This is a genomic window from Streptomyces sp. NPDC048637 (assembly GCF_040650675.1).
GTDB lineage: Bacteria > Actinomycetota > Actinomycetes > Streptomycetales > Streptomycetaceae > Streptomyces.
This window is the reverse complement of record NZ_JBEZHQ010000006.1, coordinates 224368-250841: the sequence shown is the minus strand read 5'-3', so window position 1 is coordinate 250841 and position 26474 is coordinate 224368. Positions and strand designations below refer to the sequence as shown.

Annotated in this window: 22 protein-coding genes; 12 read left to right on the top strand and 10 right to left on the bottom strand. The window is 72.1% G+C overall.

From position 1 onward, the window contains the following. Nucleotides 1–8: 8 nt before the first annotated feature. Entirely contained in the window at nt 9–662 is a 654-nt protein-coding gene (locus tag AB0C46_RS11990) for a hypothetical protein (protein ID WP_362827666.1), read from the top strand. A 27-nt stretch (nt 663–689) separates the two neighbouring features. Here AB0C46_RS11990 and AB0C46_RS11985 read toward each other — a convergent pair whose 3' ends face one another. Both AB0C46_RS11985 and AB0C46_RS11980 read right to left on the bottom strand, forming a co-directional pair. Next, nucleotides 690–1604 (bottom strand): enoyl-CoA hydratase-related protein, encoded by a 915-nt coding sequence (locus AB0C46_RS11985; RefSeq protein WP_362827665.1) that lies wholly within the window; start codon nt 1602–1604, stop codon nt 690–692. A gap of 136 nt (nt 1605–1740) precedes the next feature. Then, nucleotides 1741–3996 carry an acetate--CoA ligase family protein gene (locus AB0C46_RS11980; RefSeq protein WP_362827664.1) on the bottom strand — a complete coding sequence of 752 codons (2256 nt, stop codon included), beginning with the start codon at nt 3994–3996 and terminating at the stop codon, nt 1741–1743. Between the two features lie 331 nt (nt 3997–4327). Between AB0C46_RS11980 and AB0C46_RS11975 the strand changes: the two genes are divergently transcribed. From AB0C46_RS11975 to AB0C46_RS11965, 3 genes are all read left to right on the top strand, one after another. Next, nucleotides 4328–4456: a hypothetical protein gene (locus AB0C46_RS11975; protein ID WP_362827701.1), complete on the top strand. Its 129-nt coding sequence runs from the start codon at nt 4328–4330 to the stop codon at nt 4454–4456. Between the two features lie 43 nt (nt 4457–4499). Further along, nucleotides 4500–4967: an OB-fold domain-containing protein gene (locus tag AB0C46_RS11970; protein ID WP_362827663.1), complete on the top strand. Its 468-nt coding sequence runs from the start codon at nt 4500–4502 to the stop codon at nt 4965–4967. A 334-nt stretch (nt 4968–5301) separates the two neighbouring features. Further along, nucleotides 5302–5790, top strand: coding sequence for a GNAT family N-acetyltransferase (locus AB0C46_RS11965; protein ID WP_362827662.1), 489 nt, complete (start codon nt 5302–5304; stop codon nt 5788–5790). Between the two features lie 153 nt (nt 5791–5943). Here the strand turns inward: AB0C46_RS11965 and AB0C46_RS11960 are convergent, their stop codons facing one another. Continuing rightward, nucleotides 5944–6678 (bottom strand): pyridoxal 5'-phosphate synthase, encoded by a 735-nt coding sequence (locus AB0C46_RS11960; protein ID WP_362827661.1) that lies wholly within the window; start codon nt 6676–6678, stop codon nt 5944–5946. A 1-nt stretch (nt 6679) separates the two neighbouring features. Beyond that, a complete protein-coding gene (locus tag AB0C46_RS11955; protein ID WP_362827660.1) occupies nt 6680–8182 on the bottom strand; it encodes an FAD-dependent monooxygenase in 1503 nt (500 codons plus the stop codon). A 425-nt stretch (nt 8183–8607) separates the two neighbouring features. Here AB0C46_RS11955 and AB0C46_RS11950 point away from each other — a divergent pair, with 425 nt between their 5' ends. Further along, the gene (locus AB0C46_RS11950; RefSeq protein WP_362827659.1) at nt 8608–9381 is read left to right on the top strand and encodes a VOC family protein; all 774 of its coding nucleotides are present in this window, start codon (nt 8608–8610) and stop codon (nt 9379–9381) included. 117 nt (nt 9382–9498) lie between these two features. Here AB0C46_RS11950 and AB0C46_RS11945 read toward each other — a convergent pair whose 3' ends face one another. Further along, the gene (locus AB0C46_RS11945; protein WP_362827658.1) at nt 9499–10683 is read right to left on the bottom strand and encodes an acetyl-CoA acetyltransferase; all 1185 of its coding nucleotides are present in this window, start codon (nt 10681–10683) and stop codon (nt 9499–9501) included. 438 nt (nt 10684–11121) lie between these two features. On the opposite strand from AB0C46_RS11945, the gene AB0C46_RS11940 reads away from it, so the two are divergent. The 4 genes from AB0C46_RS11940 to AB0C46_RS11925 all read left to right on the top strand — a co-directional run bounded on the left by AB0C46_RS11940 (nt 11122) and on the right by AB0C46_RS11925 (nt 15502). Next, the gene (locus AB0C46_RS11940) at nt 11122–12738 is read left to right on the top strand and encodes an IPT/TIG domain-containing protein (protein ID WP_362827657.1); all 1617 of its coding nucleotides are present in this window, start codon (nt 11122–11124) and stop codon (nt 12736–12738) included. A gap of 209 nt (nt 12739–12947) precedes the next feature. Next, nucleotides 12948–13442, top strand: a complete 495-nt coding sequence (locus tag AB0C46_RS11935) for a hypothetical protein (protein ID WP_362827656.1) — start codon at nt 12948–12950, stop codon at nt 13440–13442. 219 nt (nt 13443–13661) lie between these two features. Beyond that, nucleotides 13662–15032 (top strand): acyl-CoA dehydrogenase family protein, encoded by a 1371-nt coding sequence (locus tag AB0C46_RS11930; RefSeq protein ID WP_362827655.1) that lies wholly within the window; start codon nt 13662–13664, stop codon nt 15030–15032. Beyond that, nucleotides 15032–15502 carry a nitroreductase family deazaflavin-dependent oxidoreductase gene (locus AB0C46_RS11925; RefSeq protein WP_362827654.1) on the top strand — a complete coding sequence of 157 codons (471 nt, stop codon included), beginning with the start codon at nt 15032–15034 and terminating at the stop codon, nt 15500–15502. The genes AB0C46_RS11930 and AB0C46_RS11925 overlap by 1 nt, the downstream gene beginning before the upstream one ends. Before the next feature lie 229 nt (nt 15503–15731). On the opposite strand, the gene AB0C46_RS11920 is transcribed toward AB0C46_RS11925, so the two are convergent. Beyond that, on the bottom strand, nt 15732–16379 hold the full coding sequence (locus AB0C46_RS11920) for a TetR family transcriptional regulator (protein ID WP_362827653.1): 648 nt from the start codon (nt 16377–16379) through the stop codon (nt 15732–15734). 932 nt (nt 16380–17311) lie between these two features. Here AB0C46_RS11920 and AB0C46_RS11915 point away from each other — a divergent pair. After that, complete coding sequence (locus AB0C46_RS11915) at nt 17312–19960, top strand: PQQ-binding-like beta-propeller repeat protein (protein WP_362827652.1); 2649 nt, start codon at nt 17312–17314, stop codon at nt 19958–19960. Nucleotides 19961–20183: 223 nt separating this feature from the next. Here AB0C46_RS11915 and AB0C46_RS11910 read toward each other — a convergent pair whose 3' ends face one another. Continuing rightward, a complete protein-coding gene (locus AB0C46_RS11910) occupies nt 20184–21146 on the bottom strand; it encodes a hypothetical protein (RefSeq protein ID WP_362827651.1) in 963 nt (320 codons plus the stop codon). A 195-nt stretch (nt 21147–21341) separates the two neighbouring features. On the opposite strand from AB0C46_RS11910, the gene AB0C46_RS11905 reads away from it, so the two are divergent. Next, a complete protein-coding gene (locus AB0C46_RS11905; RefSeq protein WP_362827650.1) occupies nt 21342–21884 on the top strand; it encodes a hypothetical protein in 543 nt (180 codons plus the stop codon). 15 nt (nt 21885–21899) lie between these two features. Here the strand turns inward: AB0C46_RS11905 and AB0C46_RS11900 are convergent, their stop codons facing one another. The 3 genes from AB0C46_RS11900 to AB0C46_RS11890 all read right to left on the bottom strand — a co-directional run bounded on the left by AB0C46_RS11900 (nt 21900) and on the right by AB0C46_RS11890 (nt 24457). Continuing rightward, nucleotides 21900–22754: an enoyl-CoA hydratase/isomerase family protein gene (locus tag AB0C46_RS11900; RefSeq protein ID WP_362827649.1), complete on the bottom strand. Its 855-nt coding sequence runs from the start codon at nt 22752–22754 to the stop codon at nt 21900–21902. Continuing rightward, nucleotides 22751–23233 (bottom strand): OB-fold domain-containing protein, encoded by a 483-nt coding sequence (locus tag AB0C46_RS11895; protein WP_362827697.1) that lies wholly within the window; start codon nt 23231–23233, stop codon nt 22751–22753. The genes AB0C46_RS11900 and AB0C46_RS11895 overlap by 4 nt, the downstream gene beginning before the upstream one ends. A 72-nt stretch (nt 23234–23305) precedes the next feature. Then, the gene (locus AB0C46_RS11890; RefSeq protein WP_362827648.1) at nt 23306–24457 is read right to left on the bottom strand and encodes a lipid-transfer protein; all 1152 of its coding nucleotides are present in this window, start codon (nt 24455–24457) and stop codon (nt 23306–23308) included. A 108-nt stretch (nt 24458–24565) separates the two neighbouring features. Between AB0C46_RS11890 and AB0C46_RS11885 the strand changes: the two genes are divergently transcribed. Then, on the top strand, nt 24566–26203 hold the full coding sequence (locus tag AB0C46_RS11885) for a FadD3 family acyl-CoA ligase (protein WP_362827647.1): 1638 nt from the start codon (nt 24566–24568) through the stop codon (nt 26201–26203). Nucleotides 26204–26474: the final 271 nt, after the last annotated feature.

Genomic DNA, 26474 nt, shown 5'->3' with positions numbered 1-26474 from the left:
ACGGCACGGTGGGCGTGGGGCCACGCTACGACGGCGGTGCGGGCGGTGCGGGTGGCGACGGCCGGGACTTCGGCGGTGGCCGGGGCGACGGGGCCGGTGACGATGCCGAGGCGCTGCTGCGCGCCCGGCTACGGCTCGCGGACGAACAGATCGAGACACCGCCCGGCCTGTGGGACCGCATCAGGAAACCGGGTGCGGAGCAGGCGCCCGCCGTGGTGCCGCTGCCCCAGAGGCGGCCGCGCATGGTCATGCTCGTGGTGGCGGCGGCGGTGGCCGCGGTGGCACTGGGGGTGTGGTGGCTGGTGCGTCCCGGGCCCGTCACTCTGCAGCCGGCGGGGCCGACCCCGACGGTGAAGATCACGGTCTACAACAGCGAACAGGCCTGCCGCGCGGGCCGCTCCCTGGAGTGCGCGCTGCGGCTGGCCAACGACCCGCACGCCAAGTACGCCGCGCGCGGCAATTCCGCCGGCCGGGTCTGGCACGGCGATGCGCTGGCCGCGCGCTGTGTGGTGACGGACGGCCGGATGGTCCGCGACGAAGCGGGCATCACCTCCACCCGCTGGTATCTGGTCACCAGCGGGCAGGGGGTGCGGGGCTGGCTGCCGGGGGTGCGGACGCGGAACACCCGTGAGGTGCCGGAGTGCCCTGCCGGGGTGCAGTAGGCCCACGGGGCCGGGGCTCCGGGAAGGTCAGCGCCCCCGGAACGCCGGGCGGCGTCGCGCCACGAAGGAGGCGACACCCTCCTGTGCGTCCGCCGTCGTCATATTGATCTCCTGGGCGGTGGCCTCGGCGGCGAAGGCCGTGCCACGGTCGGTGTCGAGCGAGGCGTTGACCAGCTGTTTGGTCAGAGCCAGGGCGCGGGTCGGGCCGGCCGCCAGCCGTTCGGCCCACTCCCGGGCCGTCTTCGCCAGCTCGCCGTCCGGCACGACCCGGTTGACCAGACCTAGCCGTTCCGCTTCGGCGGCCGGTAGGGCGTCCCCGAAGAACATCAGCTCCTTGGCGCGCTGCGGGCCGATCAGCCGCGGCAGGAGGTAGGCGCCGCCGCCGTCCGGGACCAGGCCGCGGCGGACGAACACCTCGATGAAGCGGGCCGATTCGGCAGCCAGCACCAGATCGCAGGCGAGCGCGAGATGGGCGCCGAGCCCGGCCGCGGTGCCGTTGACGGCGGCGATGACCGGCTTTTCGCAGTCCAGCACCGCCGTGATGAGCCGCTGGGCGCCGCCCCGGATCAGCCGGGCGACATCACCGGCGACCCGCTCACCGGTCGAGGGCGATCCGCGCAGATCGGCGCCGGCACAGAAGCCCTTGCCGGTCGCGGTGAGGACGACAGCCCGGACGTCCGGGTCGGCGGAGGCGTCGGCGAGCCGGCCGATGAGGCGTTCGCGCTGGTCCCGGGTGAGGGCGTTCATCGCGTCCGGCCGGTTGAGGGTGATCCACGAGACGCCGTTGTCAGTGGTGTGCAGTATCAATGAATCGGCGGGTTCGGCGGGTTCGGCGGGTTCGATGGGTTCCGCGGGTTCGGCGTGGTCGGTGCAGCCGGCGGGCTCGCCGGGCTCGGCGGAGTTGGCGGGGGGAACGGAACCGGGGGGAGGCGAGGGGGTCATGGGGGAGCGGCTCCAGAGGGTGCGGTCGGGGTGGTCGGGGTGGTCGGGGCGGTCGCGGCGACTGGCGGCGTGGTGGCCGGGGCTGTGGGTGCGGGTGTGGGCGTGGGGCCAGGTGCGAGCGCGGGTGCGGGTGTGGTCAAGGGCAGACGGCGAGCGCGTCGAGGGCCACGGCGCCCTGTCCGCGCGGCAGCACCACCAGCGGGTTGATGTCCAGCTCGGCCAGCTCGTCACCGAGCTCAAGCGCCATCCGCTGCACTCTCAGGACGACCTCGACCAGCGCGTCGATATCCGCGGGCGGCGCTCCGCGCACGCCGTCCAGGAGGGCGCGGCCGCGGAGTTCGTCGAGCATGGCGCGTGCCTGGTCCTCACCGAAGGGCGGTACGCCCACCGCGACATCCTGCAGGACCTCCACGAGCACCCCGCCGAGGCCGACGGTCACGGTCGGCCCGAAGAGGCTGTCGCGGGTGACGCCGACGACCATCTCGACACCCCGCTCGATCATCTGGCAGACCAGTACCCCGTCCAGCGGGACGTCCTCGTAGCGGGCGATGTCGGTGAGCTCGCGATAGGCGTCCCTGACCTGGCTGGCCGAGGTCAGGTGGACCTTGACCAGGCCGAGTTCGGTCTTGTGCGCGAGCTGCGGCCCGGAGGCCTTCATGACCACGGGATAGCCGACCAGGCTCGCGGCCCGTACGGCCGCCGCCGCGCTCGTCACCAGCTGTTCGCGCGGGACCCGGATGCCGTAGGCGCGCAGCAGCTGCTTCGCCGCGTGCTCGCTGAGCTGCTGACCCGGACGCATCAGGGCGTGCGCCTTGCGCGCGGACGGGGACAGGACGCGGGGGGCGTCGTCGAAGGGGGAGCGGTAGCCGTCGACGAAGCGGTGGTGGTCGAGATAGGCGCGGACCGCGGTGATGCAGTTGGCGAAGGTGCGGAAGGTCGCCACCCGCGAGGAGCCGAGGAGGGTGCGGCGGTAGGCGTCCTCCGTCCCGACCGGCGAGCCCCACACCACACACACCAGCTTGTCCGTCTGCTCCGCCGCGTCCACCAGGTCCTGCGCGAGCTTGTCGCTCATCGGCGGGAAGGGGCCGGTGATCGGGCAGATCAGTATGCCGATGGAGGGGTCGGCCAGGATGGCGTCGAGGATCTTGCGGCCGCGCCAGTCACCGACCGGGTGCCCGCCGTTGTCGACCGGGTTGGTGACGTCGAGGTACTCCGGTATCCACTGGTGCAGTTCGGCCTGCTTGGCGGCGCCGAGGGCGGGCAGCCGCAGGCCGGCCGCGGTCGCCAGATCGGAGAAGTGGGCGCCGGTGCCACCGGAGATCGAATAGACGGCGACGCCCTCGGCGGCGGGCTTCCTGGCGCGGGCCAGCAGCGCCGCGGTGTCCTGCAGCTCGTCGAGCCCGTCCACCCGGATCACACCGAACTGCCGCATCGCGGCGTCCACGACCTCGTCCGCGCCGGTGAGCTTGCCGGTGTGCGAGGCGGCCGTCCGGGCGCCGGTCTCGGTGCGGCCGACCTTGACGGCGACGACGGGCACCTTGTTACGGGCGGCGCGGTCGGCGGCCAGCAGGAAACTGCGGCCGTCCTTGAGGCCTTCCACATACGCGGCGATGGCACCGACCTCGGGACGGGTGGCGAAGTAGGAGAGGAAGTCGGCGGTCTCCAGATCGGCCTCGTTGCCCGTGGGGGCCCAGTGCGAAAGGCGGATGCCCAGTTCCTGGAGGCTGAAGACGGGACGGCCCTGGTGGCCTGACTGGGTGATGAGGGCGATGGCCGGGCCGTCGAGGTCTTCCCGGAACTTCTCGAAGGCGTTGAGGTTGGTGTTCGGGCCGAGCAGCCGCAGGCCGGAGCGGGCGACGGCCTCGGCCAGCCGGGCCTGGGCGGCTGCACCGCGCTCGCCGGTCTCGGCGAACCCGGAGGCGAAGGCCACCGCGAACTTCACCTTGGCCTCGGCGAGTTGCTCGATGACCGGCAGCGGGTCGCCGACCAGGAGGACCGCGAGGTCGACGGGTTCCGGCAGATCGGCGACGGTGGCGTGGCAGGGCTGCCCGAAGACCTGGGTGCGTCCCGGATTGACGGGGTGGAGCCGGGCGCCGACCCGTTCCGCCCAGGCGATCAGCTGACGGGTGATGCCGGTGTTGGGGCGGCCCTCGCGGTCCGAGGCGCCGATCACCGCCACGGACTCGGGCCGGAAGAACCGGTCCAGGTCGGGCACCGGAGCGTGCAGTGGACGGCCGCTGACGTCCCGGTCGACGGGGCAGGCGCCCTGTCCCCCGCCGTCGCGGTGCGGTTCACTCATGCCGTGGACGGTGTGTGGTGGTTGCTCCCCACAGGCCACGACGCGGGCCGGCCGGGAGTGAGTGGTGAGGGTGCCGTGAGTCGATCCAAGCATCGCAGACGCCCGCTCCTGTGTGACGGCTCTCATTAACTGACGCATAGTCAGATTACTGAACTGACGGCATGTCAGGAATGGTTCTGCAGGGGAAAGCTTGTCCGCCCTCGGTCATTACGGGGCAAGGAGGGGTGCACCGGGGCCCTTGCGGGGCACCAGGGCCCTTGCGGTGCGCCGGGACCCTTGCCGGGCACCGGGGCCCTTGCGTACCCGGCCCGCTTCCGCTGAACTGACGTATCGTCAGGAACGAGTGGGGGTGGGGTGGGCGTCCGGCGCGCGGTGTACGGCGCCGGCACCCGGCACCCGGTACGGCAGTGGGAGGGTGTGCGGGATGCGGACGATCCGGCCCGGTGAGGCTCTGGTGCAGATGATCCATGACGGGACGGAGCAGGGGCAGGGGCAGAACGCCATGATGGCGCTGATCTCCCTCGTCGCCCCGTTCACGATGAGCCGGCGATGAGCCGGCAGACAGGGTCGCTCGACGAGGTGCTGGGGGTGTTCCAGTGAGGTCCGCGCGTTTCGACCTGCCGGAGGTGGATGCTTTCACCCGGCCGTACTGGGACGCGGCGGCCGAGGGGCGGCTGCTGCTGCGCCGCTGCCGGGCCGGGGGCTGTGGTGCGGCCCACCACTATCCGCGCGAGTTCTGCCCGTATTGCTGGAGCGAGGACGTCGGCTGGGAGCCGGCCACCGGCCACGCCACCCTCTATACCTGGTCCGTCGTGCACCGTAACGATCTCCCGCCGTTCGGCGGCCGGGTCCCGTACGTCGCGGCCGTGGTCGATCTCGCCGAAGGCCCCCGGATGATGACCGAGATCACCGACTGCCCGGAGCGGGAGCTCCGGATCGGGATGCCGCTCGTGGTGCACTTCCGGGAAGCGGGCGGGGACGAAGGCGAAGGCGAAGGCGGGGGCGAGGGCGAGGGTGCGGGCGAGGGAGTCGCGTTCGCTGTCCCTGTCTTCCGGCCTGTGTGAACGCGCGTCCTCGGGGCCCGGTGTGAACCCGCGTCCTCGGGCCCGGCACCCTTGACCTGGCTCCACCGCACCCCGGCGCCGCCCCCGGTCTCCACATGCCCACATGTCTGACGCCCCTGCCCTGGCGCCCCCTGTGACCACATGCCCGACGCCCCTGCCTGGCGCCGCCGTACCTGTGCGTTGCCGTACGCCGGTGTCGCCGTCCCCGTGCGCCGCCGTACCCCGGCGTCGCCGACCCGTGCCCCCGTGTGCCCGTGCCCGGTGCCCCCGGCCCCGCCCAGCACCCCGGTGAATTCCGGTGGCGGGCCGGCCGGGCCCGAGGCATGCTGTGGCCGTGCTGATTCGTGAGGCGACCGCGGCCGACTGGCCCGCCATCTGGCCCTTCTTCCACACCATCGTGGCGGCCGGGGAGACCTACACCTATCCGCGAGACCTCGACGAGGCGACGGCCCGCGAGATGTGGGTGCTGACGCCGCCCGGCCGCACGGTCGTCGCCGTCGACGACTCCGGCACCGTCCTCGGTACGGCCAAGATGAACCCCAACCACATGGGCGGCGCCTCGCATATCGCCAGCGCCAGTTTCATGGTCGATCCGCAGTGCGCCGGACGCGGCGTCGGCCGGGCCCTGGGGGAGCACGTATTGGCCTGGGCCCGCGCCGAGGGCTACCGCGCGATGCAGTTCAACGCCGTGGTGGAGACCAACGCCGGCGCCGTCACGCTCTGGAAGTCCCTCGGCTTCCAGATCATGACGACCCTCCCCGAGGGCTTCCGGCACCCCACCGAGGGCTATGTGGGGTTGCACATCATGTATCAGCAGCTGTGAGGGTGAGGCGGGCCCGCACCGGTCACGCCTCACCGCACGGCGCGAGCGGGTGCCGTCCCAGCCGTCCGAGCCGTTCCAGTCGCTCGTGGCGCCTCAGCCGTCCGAGCCGCTCGTGGCGCCTCAGCCGTCCGAGCCGCCCCAGCCGCCCGTGCCTCACGGCCAGAGCAGTTCCTTCGCCCAACACCCGTTCACATAGCGGTAGTTGAGCCGTACGTGACGGCGCTGCGCATCGCCCTGGAAGAACTCGACCTCCTCGGGGCGCAGCACATACAGCGTCCAGCTCGGCACCGGCGCCTCCGGCTCGCGCTGGGCGCGCTCCCATGCCGCTTCCGAGGCGCGCGCCAGCTCCTGGGGCGAGCCGAGCACCTCGCTCTGCCGCCCGACCAGCGCCGCGGCCAGCGCGCCCGTGGAGCGGCGGTGCAGATCGGCCGCGCTCTCCTCGGGGCCCGCCGCGGTCACCGGCCCACGGACCCGCACCTGGCGGCCGACCGCCGGCCAGTAGAAGCCGAGCGCCGCCCGCGGCCGCACGGCCAGTTCGCGGCCCTTGCGGCTGCCGAGGTGCGAGGCGAAGTGCCAGCCGCGCTCATCGGCGTCATGCAGCATCAGGGTCCGTACGGAGGGGTCACCGGCCGAGTCCGCCGTGGCGAGCGTCATGGTGTGCGGCTCGGGGACACCGGCCTCGGCGGCCTCCCGCAGCCACTGCCGGAACAGGGGGAGCGGTTCGGCCGGGGCCGCCGCCGGGTCGAATGACGGCAGTGCGACGTCCCAGACCCGCAGCCCGCGCAGCAGCTCGCGGAACGCCTGGGCGTCCGCGTCGCCGGAGTGGTGCGACGGCGTGCCGGCGGGGGTGGCGTCCGGTGAGTCCTGGTGCGCGGGGTGCTCGGTCATGTCAGGCAGCGTACGTCGGGCTCCCGGCGGCCGGAGTGTGGCCGGCGGCCGGACCGTGAGCGGTGGCCGGAGCGTGAGCGGCGGCCGGACCGTGGCCGGCGGCCGGACCGTGAGCGGTGGCCGTGCCCGGTGCCGGATGGGCCTTGAGGGTGATCGCGTTGGCGCCCCGCTGTACGTCCTCGGCGATCTTCTTCGCGACCAGGTTCTTCCACGGCATGTGCGGCAGGATCCGCATCATCAGATGCCGGAACCGGATCTGCCGCCAGGTGTCCGCGGTCATTTCCCCGGCGAACTTCGCCGCCAGCGCGTGATTGACCGCGACATAGCCGCGCATCTCCTTCTCGTACCGGCCGAACGCCTCCTCGGGGTCGCGGCCGGCCGCCGCGAGCTCCCCGGCCAGTACATACGCGCCGACCAGCGCCATCCCCGTACCCTGCCCGGACGCCGGTGAGGCGCAGTGCGCGGCGTCGCCGAGCAGCACCACCCGGCCGCGCGACCAGCGGTCCATCTCGATCAGCTGCAGTCCGTCGAAGTAGAAGTCGTCCGCCTCGCGGGCCGCTTCGAGCAGCCGCGGGACCTCCGTCCACCCTGCGGACGGGGAGACACCCACCTCCTTGAACGCCTCCTTCAGCAGGGCCAGTTGCTCTGTCCTGTTCCGGTGGTCGTAGGCCAGCCGAGGTGAGCGGAAGGAGAGCAGGCCCTTGGCCGCCGGGTCACCGGCCGAGCTGTAGATGCAGATCAGCTTGCCGGGTACGGCGTGGTACAACTCCTCGCGGTCCAGGCCGAGTTCGTTCGGCACGGAGAATGCGGCGATATACGCCCCGAGGTGTCGTACGAACTGCTCCTCCGGGCCGAAGGTCAGCCGCCGGACGTTCGAGTGCAGACCGTCCGCGCCGACGACGAGGTCGAAACGGCGGGGCGCACCGTGCTCGAAGGTGACCGCGACACCGCCGGTTCCGCCGGGGCCATGGCCCTCTTGGCCCTCTTGGTCCTCTTGGCGCTTGTGGTGCTCGTGGTGCCGGCGGTCGTTGTGGCCCTGGCGGCCGTCGTGGCGGCCGTATTGGCGATCGCCCGACCGCTCGGTGAGGGACGTGATCGAGTCACCGAAGACGTACTCGACGTCCGCCCGGGTGCGTTCGTAGAGGATGCGCGCCAGGTCACCCCGCATGATCTCGTCGTCCCGGCCGACCCGGGCGCTGAAGATGCCGGCGGGGAGAGTGGCGATCCGCTTGCCGTCGTCGTTCACATACGCGCCGGTCCGCATGTCCGTACTGGCGCGCTGGATGTCCTCCAGGATGCCCATCCGTTCGGCGACCTCAATGGCCGCACCCCGGATGTCGACCTTGTATCCGCCGGTCCGCAGCTCGGGGGCGCGCTCGACGACGGTCACCGCGAAGCCGTAGCGGTGCAGCCAGTGGGCGAGCGCCGGGCCGGCGATGCTCGCGCCGGATATCAGCACGGTCCGTGGCCTGGTGCGGGGGGACGTCGAAGCGCTGCCGGACATGGCGGGTTCCCTTCGGGATCGTGGTGCTCCTGCAGGCTTGCGCCACACGGCGGTGGCTTTCGGTCGTGGTGCACTCGCCGACTGACGCCCCGACTATACGAGCGTCTTAAACGCTTGTCTATGACGCCCGTTCATGACGCTTATTCATGACGCCCGCGTCCGTGACGCCCGCGTCCGTGACGTCCGTTCGTGACGTTCGTCCATGCCGCTTGCTCATGGCGCTCGTGCGGGCCGCTCGTGCGGGCCGCTTGTGCGCCGGACGCCTGCGGGCCCACGGAGCGCCGGGCGCTCCAGCGCACCGGGCCGCTCTGGCGCACCGGGCCGTTCCAGCGCACCGGGCCGCTCCGGCGCCCGCTCCAGGACGCTTCCTGTCCTAGATACGCACTAGCGTCGCTCCGGGCAGTGACACCGTGAAGGAGCAGACGTTGAGCGAGATCAGCAGCAATCAGCCGCTCGGAACGCCGACTTGGATCGATCTCGGAGTCCCCGACCTGGACCGGGCGAAGGCGTTCTATGGCGCACTGTTCGGCTGGGAGTACGCGGAGCGGTCGGCGGCGACCGGGCCCTTCACGCTGTGTCTGCTGCGCGGACAGCGGGTGGCGGCGCTGCGGCCCGTCGCCGCCGCGGACGTTGAGGGCGAGTCCTGGTGGCAGCCGTATCTCGCCACGGACGACTGCGACGCCGTGGCCAAGCGGATCGTCGAGTGCGGCGGGGCGGTGCTGGTGCCGCCTTCGGACGTGGCGGGCCTGGCCCGTACGGCCGTCGTGGCGGACCCCGTCGGCGCCCGCTTCGGCCTCTGGCAGGGGCGTACGCTGCCGGGCTGTGAGCTGGTCAACGAGCCCAGCACACTGGTCCGCAATGACCTCGCGTCCCCGGACCCCGGGCCCGCCCGCCGCTTTTACACCGCCGTCTTCGACTTCACGCTCGACGGCAACGACGACCTCCCCGGCTTCGACTTCACCTTCCTGCGCCGGCCCGACGGCCACGAGATCGGCGGCGTCTTCGGCGATCCCGCGGCCCGGGCCTCCCGCTGGCAGACCGTGTTCGAGGTGGCGGACACCGATGAGCTGGCGGCCCGCGCGGTCGCCGCCGGCGGTACGGCCGGCACCCCTGAGGACGCCCCGTACGGCCGCATCGCCGCGATCGCCGACCCCTTCGGGACGGCTTTCAGCGTCATCACGCGCCCGCCCGTCGGCTGATCACGGCCGGTTCTCCGGTGTGGCGCCTCGGCTCGGGACCGCGGCGGGCCACCCTGCCGCACCCCCACCGGCCCGGCCGCCTCCCGCCCGGTCTTCCCCGGCCCGGTGCCCGGAAGGTCACCCCCGCCCCAACACCACCGTCCCCGACGAGCAGAACCAGCCGCCGGTGCCGGAGGCGACCGCGAGCTGGGGCAGCCGGCCGTCGGGTTTGCGTACCTGGCGGTCGGGGCCGGCCTCGCCGCGGAGCTGGCGTACCGCCTCGACCAGCAGGAACAGGCCCCGCATACCGGGGTGGCAGGCGGCCAGCCCGCCTCCGTCGGTGTTGACCGGCAACTCCCCGTCCCGCAGCAGCCGTCCCTTCCCGACGAACGCGCCGCCCTCGCCCTTGGCGCAGAAGCCCAGGTCCTCCAGCGTCACCAAGGTCATATAGGTGAAGGCGTCGTAGAGCTCGGCGAGGTCGATCTCGGCGGGGCGGACCCCGGCGCGGGCGAAGGCCAGCCGGCCGGAGACCGCCGCGGGGGAGACGGTGAAGTCGTCCCACTCCGACATGGTGGTGTGCGACACCGCGGTGCCCGAACCGAGTACCCATACCGGAGGTTTGGCCAGGTCCTGTACGTAGTCCTCGGCGACGAGCAGGACCGCGCAGCCGCCGTCGGAGCGAATGCAGCAGTGCAGTTTGGTGAACGGGTCGGCGATCACCGGTCCGTCCAGCACATCGTCGACGGTGATCGGGTCGCGGTACATGGCGTCCGGATTGGCCGCCGCGTTGGCGCGCGCCTGGACCGCGACCTGGGCCAACTGCTCCAGGGTGGTGCCGTATTGGTGCATATGGCGGCGGGCCGCCATGGCGTATTTGGCGATCAGGGTGTGCCCGTAGGGGACCTCGAACTGGAGCGGGCCACGGGCGCCGAAGGAGAGGTTCGAGGTACGGCGCCCGGCCTTGATGTCGGCGCGGGCGGTGGAGCCGTACACGAGGAGTACGGCGTTGGCATGGCCGGCGGCGATCGCGTCGGCGGCGTGCGCGGCGAGCACTTCCCAGGTGGCGCCGCCGACCGACGTGGAGTCGACCCAGGTGGGGTGCAGGCCCAGGTATTCGGCGACCTCGACGGGCGCGAGGGTGCCGAGGCCGGCCGAGGCGAAGCCGTCGATCACCGAACGGTCCAGTCCGCTGTCGGCGAGTGCCCGGCGGGCGGCCTGGGCGTGCAGGGCGTACGGGGTGGCCTGGTCCACGCGTCCGCAGGCGGACAGGGCGACTCCGGCGACGGCGACCTTGCGATTCCCGTAAGTGGTCCCTGAAGACATGAATCTGACGGTACATCAGATTGGGTGGGGTGGGCAGGGTGGGCAGGGCGCCGAGTGCGGCCTCCGACGGCTGCCCTCCGCCCTCCGCCTTCCGCCCCCCGCGCCCAGTGGCCTGAATGCGGCCTCGGCCGCTCCGGCCACTCCCGCTGTTCGCGCCGCGCCGCCCGAAGAGGTCAACCCAAAAGGATTATCGGAGAATCGGAGATATGCGGCGCCCTTTAAAAGACTTCCGGGGAAGGGTATTCTCACATCGCTTTGTGCATTTCGCCGGCCGCTCCAGGCTGGTTGACTGCTCGCTGTTTGCCCATACGGCGGAGCAGACATTTCCGTGTGTGGGACAGGACCGTCCCGCCTGCCTCAGGGAGTGTCATGTTCGCCTTTACACCACACATTCCGGTGCCTGCGCAGGCGCGGGATTCCGGATTACGTGCAGCTTTTGTGGCCGGGGCCGTGATTCCGGTGGGGGCGCTGCCCCAGGGAATTGCTCTTTCGCCCGACGGGGCCCGTGCCTATGTCGCCAACCGGGGCTCGAACACGGTCAGCGTGATCGACACCGCCACCGACACCGTCAGCGACACCATTCCCACGGGGGCCGGCCCCAGCTCCGTCGCGGTCGCGCCGGACGGCATCCGTGCCTATGTGGTCGTCGCCGACGCCGGTCTCGTCAGCGTGGTCGACACCGCCACCAACGCCATCATCACGGACATCCCTGTAGGGGTGGGAGCGGCGGTGGCGGCGATCACCCCGGACGGCAGCCGCCTCTATGTGAGCCAGCAGGCCGGCAACACGGTGACCGTGATCGACACGGCCACCGACACCGTCACCGACACCATCACCGTCGGGGGTGGGGCGACCGGCGTGGCGATCACCCCGGACGGGACCCGCGCCTACGTGGCGTGCTTCAACTCGGGGGCGGTGTTCGTGATCGACACCGCCACGAACACCGTCGTCGACACGATCACCGCCGGCCCCGTCCCCATCCTGCTGGCGCTGACCCCGGACGGCAGTCGCCTCTATGTCACCAACGTCGGCAACTCCACGGTGAGCGTGATCGATACCGCCCTCGGCGCCGTCACCGACACCATCGGCGTCAGCGCCCAGCCGCGTTCCGTGGTGGTGAGCCCGGACAGCGCCCATGTGTACGTGGCGAATTCCCTCCCGGACACGGTGAGTGTGATCGACACCGCCACGAACACCGTCGTCGAGAACATCGGCGTGGGCGCCGGCCCCACCAGCATCGCGGTCTTCCCCGACGGGACGCACGCCTATGTGGTCAACGCCGATGCCGGCACCGTCGGCGTCCTCGCGACGACCGTGATTCCCGACCAGGGGTCCACGGCGGGCGGCGCCACCGTGACGGTGACCGGCCACCACCTGGCCAACGCCACCGCCGTACGCTTCGGCGCCACCCCGGCCGCCGTCACCGCCAATACGGATACCTCGCTGACCGTCACCAGCCCCGCCGGAGCCGGTGTCGCCCCCGTGACGGTCACCACCCCAGGTGGCACCGGCTTCCTCGGCACCTTCTACTACGTGCCGTTGCCCGCCCTCACCGGCATCAGCCCCGCCTCGGGGCCCGTCGGCGGCAGTGACGACGAGATCGTCCTCACCGGACGCAACCTCTCCGGGGCGATCGATGTGTACTTCGGCGTCACCCGCGCCGTGATCCAGAGCGTCTCCGACACCCAGATCACCGTGCGGGCCGCCGGTGCCCCGGGGCCGGGCGGCGTCGCCGTCACCGTGATCACCGCGGGCGGCAGCGCCGGCGGGCTGACCTACACCTACGTCAGCCCGTCCACCGTCACCGACATCAGCCCCAACACGGGACCGACCTCCGGCGGCACCGAGGTGACGATCACCGGCACCGGCCTGGCCTACACCGAGCAGGTCACCTTCAACGGCATCCTGGCGCCCTTCGGGGTCATCTCGGACACCACCGTGATCGCCACGTCCCCGCCCAGCGGCGCTCCCGGCACCGTCGACGTCACGGTCATCGGCCGCGGCGGGGACACCCCCTCCGGGGGGTTCACCTACGTCGCCGATCCCGATATCTGATCCACCGGGCACGCCGAACGGCCGACCGGGCGGATCCGGCCGGCCGGCGCGGCACCGGCACACCGAGTTTCCGGCCGACCGGAATCCCGGCCGACGGGCCGGGCGGGAGTCGCGGGGGCCATGCCGTCCACGCGATATCGGTCCGGGAAGGAAAGTGCCTCACGGCACAGCGTCAGTGCAATTCCCTTCCAGTCCCAGAGGAGAAAACTGTGCGTCACTTCAAGCAGGTTCTGCTGAGCGCGGCCACCGGATTGTCGGCCATCCTTTTCTGCGCACCCGCGGCATCGGCCGCCGCCGCCGATTCCTTTCCCCCGGGAGAGACCGTCTTCCAGCTGGTCGCAAAGCAGACTCAGGGAACCTTCGTCGATGTGGACGGCTCGTCCGGGCCCAGCCAGGGCGACGAATTCGTCATCAGCGGGAATCTCTTCCGCGGCATCGTCCAGGTCGGTACCTACAGTCAGATCTGCACGCTGACCCGGACCGCCCCGGCCGATGAGTTCGACCTCCAGTGCGCGTCCGACCTCGCGCTTCCCCTGGGACAGCTCACCGTGCAGGGCCGGTTCACCGTCACAGCCGCCGGCCCCGGCAACATCGATCTCGCGATCACCGGGGGCACCGGGCGTTACCGCACCGCCCACGGCTCCGTCCACGCCGTCAACGTCAGTGACACGGAGACGACGCTCACCGTCCATCTCATCCGCTGACCGGGCGGCGAGCCCGAGGGAGCCGGGTCGCGGTGACGTGACCCGGCTCCGTCCTGCCTTCCGGGTGGCCTGAGCCCGCATTCCCCCGCGGCGCCGACGACTTGCGGACCCGGCCTAGGAAAGTGCACCCCCCGTCCCTACTATGACGGCCCGTCAGATCGGAAGCGGGGGCCCGTCGTACCGGACGGGCGTTGTCGCACGGCCGGGAGGAGCCCGCCGATGGATGCCGCGTTCACCGAGGAGCAGCACGAAATCCGCCGTACGCTGCGCGAACTGCTGCTCAAACGCTGCGGTCCGGACGAGGTCAAGGCGGCGGTACGCACCCCACCGGGGTACGACACCCAGCTGTGGCAGCAGCTCGCCGGCCGGCTCGGTCTGCCCGGTCTGGCGCTGCCCACGGTGTACGGAGGGGTGGGCTGCGGGCCCACCGAACTCGCCCTGGCCTGCGAGGAAACCGGCCGCGCCGTCCTCCCCTCACCGCTGGTCGCCACCGCCGCACTGGCCGCCCCGCTCCTCCTCGCGCTGGGCAGCGAGCGCCAGCGCACCGCACTGCTCCCGGCCCTCGCCGCCGGGGAGCTGACCGCGACGCTGGCCGTGCCGGGTGGCCGGCTCGCCACCGCACTGGCGCTGACCGGGCCGAACGACGGCGGCTGGGCGGGCGGCGGCCGGGCCGGCGGAATCCAGGCGAGGAGAGTGCAGGGGGAGGACGCCCCTTCGGAGGGCGGTGGGCGGCCGGCGGGCGGCTGGCGGCTGTACGGGGAGGCCGCGCAGGTGCTCAACGGGCACACCGCGGACGTGCTGGTGGTGGCCGCACACACCGGTGGCTTCGCGCACAGCCGCACCCTGCTCTTTCTCGTACGGGCGCCGGGCGGGGGCGATGCCCGGTCCGGCGCGGAGGCCGGTGTGCCCGGTCTGCTGCGGGCCCGGCAGACCGCACTGGACGAGACCCGGCCGCAGGCGCGCCTCGAACTGCGCGAGGTACCGGCCGAGTTGCTGGGGGAAGGGGACGGCGACGAGGCGGCGGTGGCCGGGGCGCTCGCCGCGACGGGGGTGACGGCGGCCGCGGTGCTGGCCGCCGAGGCGGTCGGCGCGGCCGATACGGCGCTGGCCCGTACCGTCGCCCATGTTCAGCAGCGTGAACAGTTCGGCCGGCCCATCGGCGCGTTCCAGGCGGTCCAGCACCGGCTCGCCGATCTGTACGTGCGGCTGCAGGCGGCCCGCTCGGCGGCGTACTACGCGGCGTGGTCGGCGGGCGGCGGACCGTCCGCGCCCGGGGGCACCGCCGGTCCGTACGGTGCGGCCGAGCCCGGGGTGGGGGCGCTGGCGCTCGCGCAGGCGCTGGAGACCCTGCGGGCGGTGGCGGCCGAGGCGGTGCAGCTGCACGGCGGAATCGGCTTCACCTGGGAACACGAGGCACATCTGTACTTCAAGCGCGCGGCCTGCGACGAACTGCTGCTGGGGCCCGTGCACCGGCTGCGCGCGCGGGCCGCCGAGGAGGCGGGGCTGTTCCCGGACGGGGCGGGGGAGCCGGGCGGAGGCGGGGAGCGGGCCGGTGCCCCGGGCCGTGTGCCGGAGGCGGTGGAGGTCTGATGCCGTCGGGTGAGCGGTTGCTCATGAAGGTCTCCGCGACCCGTACGTTCGCCCGGATCGCGCCGCATGTCATCCCCGCCCTGGACCGCGCGGTGCACCGGCTGACCCGTGGAAAGGTGCTGCTCAGCGCACGGATGCTGCCGGGTGTGGTGCTGACCGCGACCGGTGCCAGGAGCGGGCGGCCACGGCGTACTCCGCTGGCGTGCGTACCGGAGGAGGGCGGCAGCTGGCTGCTGGTCGGCAGCAACTTCGGGCGGCCGGGGCATCCGGCCTGGACCGGAAACCTGCTCAAGAATCCGGAGGCCGAGGTGAGTTGGCGGGGCCGGGACATTCCGGTGCGGGCCCGGCTGCTGACCGGTGCGGAGCGGGCGCAGGCTTGGCGGGCGGCGCTGGCGCTCTGGCCTCCGTACGCCGCGTATCAGGCGCGGGTGACGCGGGAGATCCGGCTGTTCCGGCTGGAGCGGCGCTGAGCGAGCCGGTGCGCAGCGGGCCGGTCGACTCCTGCCCGGCCGGTGCGCCGCATACGCGCAGCGGGCGCCGTGCCGAACCCCGGAGGGGCCGCGCGGCGCCCGCTGCGTGTGGTGTACAGCTATGGCAGGACGGACACAGGACCGATGGCGAACCGTCCCGGGAGCACCGGGACTTCGAGGCGCGGCAGCTTCTCCGGCCGCTTCCCCGACTGCTATTGCGGTTGCTTCGTTATTTGGTCGGCTTCTTTCCGGTGACGCCGAGGTGCACCAGCAGCGACAGATTCGGCTTGAGCTCGGCCTGTTTGACGCCCCAGCTCTGGAAGCCCTTCTGATGCGCGGCGACCGCCGCCAGCATCGCGACGATCGAGCCGGCGATGGCGGCGGGGCTCACGTCCTTGTCGACCTTGTTCTTGCTCTGGAGGTCCTTGATGGAGTCCGTAAGGGAGTTGGTGACGGCATTGAGGATCTTCATGCGGATCTTGTAGAAACGCTTGTCGCCCTCGGCCGCACCCAGGTCGATGACGCGCAGAATCGCGTCGTGCTTGCGCCAGAAGGAGAGAAAGCCCTCGACCAGGTCCTCCGCCGCCTGCCAGGCGGATTTGCCCACCCAGGAGCGTCCGGCGACAAGATCGGTCAGAGTGGCGCCTTCTTTGGCCATCTCCTCGGCGATTTCGAGGACGGCGCCCTCGACGTCCGGGAAGTACTGATAGAACGTTGCGGGTGAAGTCCCCGCTTTTCGGGCTACATCGATGACCTTGACGTCCCGATAGGGGGACGAACTGAGCATTTCACTGAGGCAGTCGAGAAGCTTTTGCCGCGTCGCCTGTCCGCGGCGGCCGGCAACTCTGCCGTCGACGGTTCGAACTTGTCCTGTCATGCCGTCAGCTTACCGAGGGGTGATCGGAGCGCGATTTGGCTGCCTGCAAATGGGGATGGGGGAGTTAAGGGTGCGCGGCCCCCGGGAGCGCCCTGGTAGCAGGCCCGCCCGCGATCACGGCTTGTATGGCACTGGTTGGTCCGAACCAGTGAACAGTGTTATCAACAGCCTGTGGACAACTTTGGTGGATAAGTGGTCACCCTCCGTGCAACAAGTGCACGACAGTGGCCATCAGTTGAACTTCCTCCCCGCTCCCCCGCCGGTTCCGCCGCCCTCCGCGGGGCTCACGGGAATCGGCCCTGCGTTCGAATTCCTGTCGGGCAGACTTCGCGAACCGGCGCTAGCTTGGACATATGGCCGCCGCGGCAGGCGGCGCTTTCTGCTGCCCGCACGTCAATCAAGGCGCCACGCCAGGTGTGATGGCGCCGAAATGACCTTCGAACGCGCAGAATTGGGGCGTGGGGCCGGAAGCGACGACGGGGATGGCATGACCGGTGGGGGATGGGTGTGTGCGGTCGGTGGAACGGCATGGTTTCGGCCACCGCGGCCACCGGATGCTCCAGAGGCTGAACCGATCTCTTCGGGTGCCCGTCAAACGGAATGGTGAACATCCATATATCGGGCGGTGCCGCGTGCAGGGGATTCACAACCGACCGGTAACCCGACCGGCAATCGCCCGTCCCCGGACGTATCGGAGCACGTCAGACGGGGTGGGGTTACGTCGGGTAACGGGCCCGGTGCGGGCTACGGGGGGTATGCCGTGACACGGCGGACAGGCCCCGGGTTCGCAACCGTCGGCTCGGCCAGGAAGAATCACCACGCGTACGGCCGTTTCGGCCAGGCGGTGAGACGCTGCACGGGGCAGTGGCTCTCGGCGGCTCGTGGCTATTGAGAGTCTCTTTTTTTACGCCCCACGGGGAGGTGGCAGGCAAGTGGTGGAGCAGCTGAAGCAGCTGACGCAGCACGATCCCCGGCGGATCGGCCCGTTCGAGGTGCTCGGCCGTCTCGGGGCCGGCGGCATGGGACTGGTCTATCTGGCGCGCTCGGCGTCCGGCCGGCGCGTGGCGATCAAGACGGTGCGTACCGAGCTCGCCGAGGACCAGCTGTTCCGGGTCCGCTTCACACGCGAGGTCGAGGCGGCCCGCGCGGTCAGCGGCTTCTACACGGCCGCGGTGGTGGACGCCGACCCGCGCGCGGCGGTGCCCTGGCTCGCGACGGCCTACGTCCCCGCGCCCTCCCTTGAGGAAATAGTCAATGAGTGCGGGCCGCTCCCGGCCCAGGCGGTGCGCTGGCTGGCGGCCGGCATCGCCGAGGCGCTGCAGTCCATCCACGGCGCGGGCCTGGTGCACCGCGACCTGAAGCCGTCGAATGTGCTGGTCGTCGAGGACGGCCCCCGGGTGATCGACTTCGGTATCGCCTCCGGGGTGTCCAACACCCGTCTGACGATGACCAATGTGGCCGTGGGCACGCCCGCCTACATGTCACCCGAGCAGGCCCGTGACTCGCGCAGTGTGACGGGCGCGAGCGATGTCTTCTCCCTCGGGTCGACGCTGGTCTTCGCCGCCACCGGACATGCGCCGTTCCATGGCGCCAACCCCGTCGAGACCGTCTTCATGCTGCTGCGTGAGGGCCCGGACCTGGCGGGGCTGCCGGACGAACTCCGGCCGCTCATGGAGTCCTGTATGCAGATGGAGGCCGGCCAGCGGCCGTCCCCCGCCGATCTGCAGTCCCAGCTCGCGCCGCACCTCTTCGGCTCCGGCAGCGACGACAGCGGTACCGCCTCGGCCTGGCTGCCGTCCGGCGCGGTGGGCCTCATCGAGAGCCGGCGCGGCGGCCGCTCCTCCGTCTCCGGCAACGGTCAGCGGGCCGGTTCCGGCCGCGGTGGCGGCCGTGCGGCGCCCGCCGCGCCGCCGGCCCCGCCCGCGTCGCCCCCGATGCCCGCAGCACAGCCCGCCCAGGCGCCGCCGCGGCCGGAGAGCGCCCCCGCCGCTGCGGAGTCCGGCTGGCCCGGTCAGATCGGCGCGGGCCCCGGCGCACACCGCGGCAGCGATCCGCGCGGTGCCCATCCCGGCCCGATGCCGCAGCCCGCGGTGCTCGGCCCGGACGCCTCGACGGCCCGGGTGACCCCGGTGTCCGCACCGCCGCCCGCCGCCGCACCGTCCCCCGCCGCCGCACTGTCCTCCGCACCACCCGCCCCGTCGTCCGTCACCGGGGACGGTGCCGCCGGTCCGGTACAGCTCGGTGGCTCGCCCGCCCCGATAGGGCCGGGGCCGCGCGCCGACGCACCGCCGCCGCGCGGGCAGGCCGGTGCCGCGACGAACTGGGTACGACCGCCCGGTGCCGGACCCACGGCCAGGGTGCCCCAGCAGGGCGCGGCCCACGGCGGCGAGAGCCCGGCCCGCGGCGAGGCCGCGCCGCCCCCGCCGCCCGAGGCACCGCCCGCCGAACCGGGCCGCTGGCGCCCCTGGCGGTTCCGGATGTCGAACGATGTGTGGGGCACCCCCGCCGTCGCCGACGACCTGCTCTACGTCACCTCCTTCGAGGTGCACGCGCTCGATGTGGCCAGCGGACGCCGCAAGTTCAAGACCCGTGACGTCGCCTGGGCGATGGCGGTCGCGGACGGCCGGATCCATGCCTCGGACGGCCCGAGCCTGTACGCGCTGGACGCCGACGACGGCACCGAGCGCTGGCGGCTGAACACCGAGGGCTGGGTCTACGCCCTCAAGGTCGACCGCGGGACCGTCGTCACCAGCACCCGCGGGGGCGGCGTCCAGGCCTGGGAAGCCGCCACCGGCGAACGGCTGTGGGAGACCGGCGGCGTCCAGACCGACTTCGAGACCGCCGAGGCCGGGCCCGTGGTGCACGAGGGCACGGTCTTCGTCTGGGCGGACGCCCGGCTCAAGGCACTGGAAGCGCGGACCGGCGCCGAGCGCTGGTCGTACCCGGTGGGCGACGCCGCGTCCTGCGGCGGGGTGCCGATGCGGCTGCTGCCGGCGTCGGACGGAACCGTCTATGTCGTGGCCGGTACCCGGGTGCTGGCGATCGACATCGCGCGCGGCGATGTGCGCTGGCACTTCGAGGCGCCCGCGGTGTTCCTGAGCCCGCCCGCCTTCGCCCCCGGCCCCGCCGTCACGGGCGGCGGCGTCTATCTGGCGGACTACCTCGGCACGGTCTACGCGCTGGACCCGGCGGACGGCCGCGACCGCTGGCGGATCGCCACCGAGGCACGGCAGTCCACCGAACCGGTGCTGGTCGCACACGGCGCGGTCCATCTGGGCAGCGGCAAGGCGCTCTACACACTCGACGCGGTGACCGGCACCCCGCGCTGGCGGTTCCAGGCCGGCGCGGAGGTCGTCGGCGCACCGGTCGTCGCGGAGGGCCGGGTGCACTTCGGCTCCGCCGACCACTGCCTCTACACGCTCGACGCGATGGGCGGCCAGCTGCGCTGGAAGCTGGCGACCGGCGGCGAGATCACCGGCTCACCGGTGGCGGTCGGCGGTGTGGTGTACGCCTGCAGCAAGGACCGTTGTGTGTACGCGCTGGACGCGGCCAAGGGGACGGGGCTGGCGCGGCGGTCGTGACGCCGGGGCGTGATATCGGGGGCGATACGGCGGTCGTGATGCCGGATGCGCTACCGAGGGCGTGATGCCGGGCGCTGGTGACGCCGGGGGCGCTACCGAGGGCGTGACGCCGGGCTGGTGACACCGGACTCGTGACGCCACGGGCGTGGCACCGGGCTTGTGACGCCGCGGTTTTGCTGTGACGGGCCGCGACGGGCCGCGCGTCCCCTATCTGCCCGGGTGTCTACTCCCGGTCCTCCGGGGGCTGTTCGCGCCGTTCGGGTTGCTCGGGCTGTGCGGGCCGTTCGGGCTGGGCGGGGCGCGGCTGCCGGTGCTCCTTGCCCCACTCCACCGGAGGTGTGGGCGGCTGTTTATGGGCCGGCATGGTTGGTGGCGGCGGGGGAGCCGGTGGGGGCTGCTGTGGGGGCGGTTGCTGCTGCCGTTGTTGTGCTTGCGTCCACTGCTGTTGCTGTCGCTGTTGTTGCGGGGGCGGTGGTGGCGGTGGGGTGATCGGCAGCGGCGTGGTGGGGGTGTCCTCCTGCTGCCTGTAGGGGCCACCTCCGGGGCCGGCCGGGGGGCCCGCGGGGCCGGGGCCGGTCGGGTACGGCTCCGGGTTCCACTCCTCGGCCCCTGGGCGGCCTGCATCCCACGGTTCGGGCGTCCCCGGGGGATAGGGCGTGTAGGGGTCGTAGGGCGCGCGCTCGTCGTAGCGCTCATCGTGCGCATAGCGTCCGTAGTGGCCGTCGTCGTACTGCCGGTCGTCGTACTGCCGGTCGTCGTAACGGGGGTCGTAGACCCGGCGGGGGCGGCCCCGCATGATCAGGGCGCCGAGCAGCAGCAGCGCGCCGCCGCCCAGGGCGTTGGCGACGCCCACTCCCAGCCCGCGGGCGCCGGCCGTCAGTTCGGTCGCGGCCTGTCCCTGGCGGACCATCCACAGGATCGTGAAACCCAGCACCACCAGGCCCGCGAGGGTGATCAGCACCCGGGAGCGCAGGGCGACACCGATCAGGGTCAGCAGGGCGGCGAACGCCATAGGGAGGAGCAGGGAACCGAAGAGCGCGGCGCTGGTGCGGGTGAGCCCGTTGAAGAGGTCCTCAATCCGCACGTCATTGCCGTGACGGCCGTCGTACCAGGGACGGAAGGGGCTCCAGACGGCGGCCGTCGCTCCGACGAGGGCCATCAGCGACCCGAGAACGTTGCGCACCACGGGCGTCGCCTCGTTTCGGGTCGTCCGGTCATCCTCCGGGACCGACGCTACGCCTGAGCCTTTGTGCTCGCGAGACAAGTACGCCCGCACGCGTTGCCGGGGCCCGTAAGGGGTGTCACCGGTGCTTGCTAGGGTGCCGTGCACGCGTCAATTCAAGAGTGACGGGCTCAGAGTTTTCCACGGGGGATGGGCAGCATGAAGCAGCGCACGCGCAGAAGTACGGGCATCCGCGGGGGCGCCCGTACGGGTACCAGGACAGCGGTCGCGGCCGGGCTGGCGCTGGTGACGGTGGCCACGGTCGGCGGCTGTGCCTTCGGACGGCCCCGGGTGAGGGTGCCGGTCTCCATGCCGAGCCCCACGTACACCAGCAGCTACGACGTGACCCCGTCCTACGAGCCCACCTACTCGCCCTCGCCGACCGAGGAGACCTACGACCCGGACGGGCGGTCGGACGTCCGCGGCAGCAGCTGCGACTTCTCCGATTCGCTGCGCCAGTTCACGTACACGGTCTCCATCACCAACCCGTCCCTGAACGATTCCTTCTCCTACGACATGGCCGTCAACTGGATGAAGGCCAAGCCGGCCGACGGCAAGGCGTACGGGCTGCACGAGCGCTCGATCACCGTCGGTCCCGGCGACACCGAGACGTACACCGCCAAGTACACCGTCAACCAGTCCTCCATCGGGCAGTTCTGGTTCACCTGCGAGATCACCCGGGCGCACAAGACCCGTATGTGACCCGTGGGTGCGGGGTCACCTGACCAGGGGGTGACCGCTCTGCCCGCCGTTTTGGCCGCCGCTCCGCCCGCCGTCCTGGTTGCCGTGCCGCCCGTCGGCCCGGTCGCCGGTCCCGTCGCCCTGCCGCTTACGGGCGGCGAACAGGGCGGCCTGTCGGTCGGCGGGCAGACTGCCCAGCGCGATCAGCTGGGGGGCGTGCGCCAGGGCCTGCGATCTGGCCGCCTCCCTGGCCGCCCACAGGGCCCGTACGGTGCCCTGGACCGCCTCGGTCGGCTGGGCGGCGAGCACGCCCGCGCGCTGCCGCGCCACCTCGGCCGCGGCGCCGGGTGCGGTCAGCTCGGAGACCAGGCCGATCTCGTACGCCCGAGGGGCGCCCAGCCGCTCCGCCGTCCCCATCAGGGCCAGCCGGGCGGCCTCCCCGTAGGGCATCCGCTGCGCCATGTGGACGGACTCGTACGCGCTCACCATCCCGTAGGTGGTGTGCGGGTCGAAGAACGTGGCGTTCTCGGCGGCAATGAGGAACTCGGCCTCGCCCAGGAGATAGAAGGCACCGCCGCAGGCCATGCCCTCGACGGCGGCGATGACCGGCTTCCACAGGTCGTTGGCCTTCGGGCCGATCCGGAGCAGCGGATCGTCGAGGGAGAAGGGCGAGGAGGGCTGGGGGACGTCGGCGGAGCGGTCGATTCCGGTGCAGAAGGCCCGGCCGCCGGCGCCGGTGAGCACCGCGGCCCGTACGGTGTCGTCGAAGCGGAACGCCCGCCAGGTGTCGGCGAGTTCGGCGGCGGTGTCGAGGTCGACGGCGTTGTGCCGCTCGGGCCGGTCGAGGGTGACCAGCGCGACCCCGTCCTCGATCTCCGTGCGGACCGTCATGGCCGCTCCAGGAGCCAGCGGGGTACGGTCACGCCTCCTGGCATGGTGTGGAAGACGGTCTTCACCGGGGCGCCGATGCGCAGCCGGGCCGGGTCGACGGAGTTGAGGGGGGCGTCGGCGGCGGTGACGAGGTTGCCGACGAGGCGGATGCGCGGGGCCTCGGCCAGCTCCACGACGATCGCGTTGTAGCCCGGCTGCTCGGCGTACGCGGGCAGCAGCGGCGGGTGCGGCAGCACATAGGACCAGATGCGGCCGCGGCCGCTCATCCGCTGCCAGCGGGCGGCGAAGGACTGGCAGTGCGGGCAGCAGGGCCGGGGCGGGAAGCGCAGTTCGTCGCAGTCGGCGCAGGCCTGGATGCGCAGCTCGCCCCGGGCCGCGTACTCCCAGAAGGGCGCGCCGTCGTCGTCCTGGGCGGGAAGCAGCAGGTCGGAGCCGCTGTCGGGCCGGTTGTCAGTGGCGGGTGCCACGATCGGTGTCATGCCATCGCGAACGGACTCACGCACGGACTCACGCACAGACTCACGCACGGGCTCACGAGTGTTCATGACCTATCAACTCCTCAGCAGCAGGGCCGAGGTGGGGACGCCCTCGCCCGCGGTGACCAGGCAGGTGGCGGCGTCGGGGACCTGCGCGGTACTGGTGCCGCGCAGCTGCTTGACGCCTTCGGTGATCAGGTTGAAACCGTGTACGTACGCCTCGGAGAGGCCGCCGCCGCCCGTGTTGAGCGGGAGCCGGCCGCCGATCTCCAGCGCGCCGCCCTCGGTGAAGGCCGCGCCCTCACCGCGCCCGCAGAATCCGTAGCCCTCCAGCGAGAGGGGGATCAGGGGGGTGAACGCGTCATAGATCTGTGCCACGTCGACGTCCTGTGGTCCGAGGTCGGCGCCTTTCCACAGGTGCCGGGCGGCCGTCCAGGCGGGGCCGGTGAGCGGGTCGTCGTTCCAGTAATTGACCATGCCGTGGTGCTGGGCGGGCAGCCCCTGGGCGGCGGAGTGGACGTAGACGGGCCGCTGCCGGCAGTCGCGGGCGCGCCCGGCTGCGACCACGACGCAGGCCAGTGCGCCGTCGGTCTCCAGGCAGTTGTCGAAGAGGCAGAGCGGCTCGCTGATCCAGCGGGCGGTCATGTACATCTCGCGGGTCAGCGGGCGTTCGTACATGATCGCGGCCGGGTTCTGGTTGGCCCGGTTGCGGCAGGCGAGTGCGACGTTGAAGAGGTGGTCGCGGGTGGCGCCGTATTCATGCATATAGCGGCGGGCCAGCATGCCGATCTCGTCGGCGGGGCGCAGCAGTCCGAAGGGGCGGGTCCACTGTCCCGGGGTGGGCAGCTGGACCCGGGTGTTCTTCCAGGGGCGCGGTCCCGAGCCGCGTTTGCGGGACCGCCAGGCGACGCCGACGCTCGCCTGGCCGGTGGCGATGGCGGCGGCCAGATGAGCCACCGTCGCGCAGGAACCCCCGCCGCCGTAGCCGACCTTGGAGAAGTGGGTGACGTCCCCGGCGCCGATGGCCTTGGCTATCTCGACCTCGTCGGTCTCCTCCATCGTGTAGGAGGCGAAGGCGTCCACCTCCGAGGGGGCGATCCCGGCGTCGTCCAGCGCCGCGACGATCGCCCGGCAGGCCAAGGTCTTCTCGGATTCCGGGAGTTGCCGGGCGAACGGGGTCTGTCCGATGCCGGCTATCGCCGTAGCGTCCTTGAGGGTCGGCCCCATCGCCACCTCCGTGGTCGGTCGCCAGTGGTGCTGACAGCGGAGGAGGCTACCGCTAATCTGACGGACAGTCAGCTACTGGCGTACAGCTCTTCGGCGGGAGGCAGTGCGATGCGTGACGACGTGGACGCGCGGGCGGACCTGGAGTACGGCGCCATCCCCCGTCTGGTGCGCGCGGCCGCCCGGCGGTACGGCTCCCGGGAGGCCGTGGTCGAGGGCCGCACCCGGGTTTCGTACGCCGAGTTGGGCGAGCGGGTGGAGCGGGCGGCGGCCGCCTGTATCGCCTCCGGGGTCGCGCCCGGCGACCGCGTGGCCGTATGGGCGCCCAATACCCTCGACTGGATCGTCTCCGCCCTCGGTGCCGTCACCGCGGGCGCCGTCCTCGTCCCCGTCAACACCCGCTTCAAGGGCACCGAGGCCGCCTACGTCCTGCGCCGCACCCGCGCCAAGCTGCTCTTCGTCACCGGCACCTTCCTCGGCACGTCCTACGTCGCCTCCCTCCGCCGCGCCGCCCGGGAAGGCACCGGCCACGGCCCGCTGCCCGGACTGCCGCGGCTGGAAAAGGTCGTGGTGCTCTCCGACGACGCCCCCGCCGACTTCGTCACCTGGCAGGAGTTCCTGGCCGGCGGCGCCGCGGTGCCGCCGGAGACCGTCCACGGCCGGGCCGACGCGCTGCGCCCCGACGCCCCCTCGGACATCGTCTTCACCTCCGGCACCACCGGCCATCCCAAGGGCGCCGTGATCACGCATGCGCAGACCCTGCGTGCCTATGACGTCTGGAGCGAACTGGCCGGCCTCCGGGAGGGCGACCGCTACCTGATCATCAACCCGTTCTTCCACACCTTCGGCTACAAGGCCGGGGTCATCGCCTGTCTGCTGCGCGGCGCAACGATGATCCCGCAGCCGGTCTTCAGCGTGGAGACCGCACTCGCCAAGATCGCCGCCGAGCGGATCTCCGTCCTCCCCGGCCCGCCCACCCTCCATCGCCAGCTCCTCGACCACCCCGCCCGCGCCCTGCACGACCTCTCCGCGCTGCGCCTGGTCGTCACCGGCGCCGCCGTGGTCCCCCTGGAGCTGGTCGAGCGGCTGCGCAGCGAGCTGAAGATCTCCACCGTCCTGACCGCATACGGCCTGTCGGAGAGCTCGGGTGTGGTCACGATGTGCCGCCGCGGCGATCCCCCCGAGGTGATCGCCGCGACCTCGGGCCGGGCCCTTCCCGGCACCGAGGTACGGGTCGTCGACGCCGCCGACCGCCCGGTGCCGCCCGGCGACCCCGGCGAGGTACTGGTCCGCGGCTACCACGTGATGTCCGGCTACTTCGAGGACCCGGCCGGCACGGCCCGCGCGATCACCCCCGACGGCTGGCTGCGCACCGGCGATGTGGGCGTGCTCGACGCGGACGGCAACCTCCGGATCACCGACCGCATCAAGGACATGTTCATCGTCGGCGGCTTCAACGCCTATCCGGCCGAGATAGAGCAACTCCTCGGCCGCCACCCGGACATCGCCGATGTCGCCGTCGTCGGCATACCCGACCCCCGCCTTGGCGAGGTGGGCAAGGCCTATGCGGTCCGCCGCCCCGGCTCCCTGCTCACCGCCGACGATCTGATCGCCTGGTCCCGCCGCGAGATGGCCAATTACAAGGTCCCGCGGGAGGTCGCCTTCGTCACCGAACTCCCGCGCAACGCCAGCGGCAAGATCCTCAAGACCCGGCTGCGAAAGGGCGCCCCGGGGCCCGCCCCCGCGTGAGGGCCCGCTCCCGCGTGAGGGGCCATCCCCGCGTGAGGGGGCCGCCCGCCGGCAGCTCCCCGCGGCTGTTCCCGTCACACCGTCACACGTGACGCCTTGGCACCGTGACCCCGCGACGTCTTGACCCCGTGTCCAGGGGCGCTGTCCGCGCTCGGTGCCGCACGTTCAGGGACGTACGTTCAGAGACATACGTTCAGGGACGTACCTTCCGGGACGCACGTCCGGGACGCACGCGGGAGGGCCACGCATCGGGCGTCGAGCCCTTCGGCCC

Excerpts from the sequence above, each read along its gene's own strand:
- AB0C46_RS11885 (WP_362827647.1), top strand. The coding sequence starts at position 24,566 with ATGCGTGACGACGTGGACGCGCGGGCGGACCTGGAGTACGGCGCCATC.
- AB0C46_RS11930 (WP_362827655.1), top strand. The coding sequence starts at position 13,662 with ATGGATGCCGCGTTCACCGAGGAGCAGCACGAAATCCGCCGTACGCTG.
- AB0C46_RS11905 (WP_362827650.1), top strand. The coding sequence starts at position 21,342 with ATGAAGCAGCGCACGCGCAGAAGTACGGGCATCCGCGGGGGCGCCCGT.
- AB0C46_RS11920 (WP_362827653.1), bottom strand. The coding sequence starts at position 16,379 with ATGACAGGACAAGTTCGAACCGTCGACGGCAGAGTTGCCGGCCGCCGC.
- AB0C46_RS11975 (WP_362827701.1), top strand. The coding sequence starts at position 4,328 with ATGCGGACGATCCGGCCCGGTGAGGCTCTGGTGCAGATGATCCATGAC.
- AB0C46_RS11985 (WP_362827665.1), bottom strand. The coding sequence starts at position 1,604 with ATGACCCCCTCGCCTCCCCCCGGTTCCGTTCCCCCCGCCAACTCCGCC.
- AB0C46_RS11980 (WP_362827664.1), bottom strand. The coding sequence starts at position 3,996 with ATGCTTGGATCGACTCACGGCACCCTCACCACTCACTCCCGGCCGGCC.
- AB0C46_RS11895 (WP_362827697.1), bottom strand. The coding sequence starts at position 23,233 with ATGACACCGATCGTGGCACCCGCCACTGACAACCGGCCCGACAGCGGC.
- AB0C46_RS11945 (WP_362827658.1), bottom strand. The coding sequence starts at position 10,683 with ATGTCTTCAGGGACCACTTACGGGAATCGCAAGGTCGCCGTCGCCGGA.
- AB0C46_RS11955 (WP_362827660.1), bottom strand. The coding sequence starts at position 8,182 with ATGTCCGGCAGCGCTTCGACGTCCCCCCGCACCAGGCCACGGACCGTG.
- AB0C46_RS11960 (WP_362827661.1), bottom strand. The coding sequence starts at position 6,678 with ATGACCGAGCACCCCGCGCACCAGGACTCACCGGACGCCACCCCCGCC.
- AB0C46_RS11900 (WP_362827649.1), bottom strand. The coding sequence starts at position 22,754 with ATGACGGTCCGCACGGAGATCGAGGACGGGGTCGCGCTGGTCACCCTC.
- AB0C46_RS11890 (WP_362827648.1), bottom strand. The coding sequence starts at position 24,457 with ATGGGGCCGACCCTCAAGGACGCTACGGCGATAGCCGGCATCGGACAG.
- AB0C46_RS11925 (WP_362827654.1), top strand. The coding sequence starts at position 15,032 with ATGCCGTCGGGTGAGCGGTTGCTCATGAAGGTCTCCGCGACCCGTACG.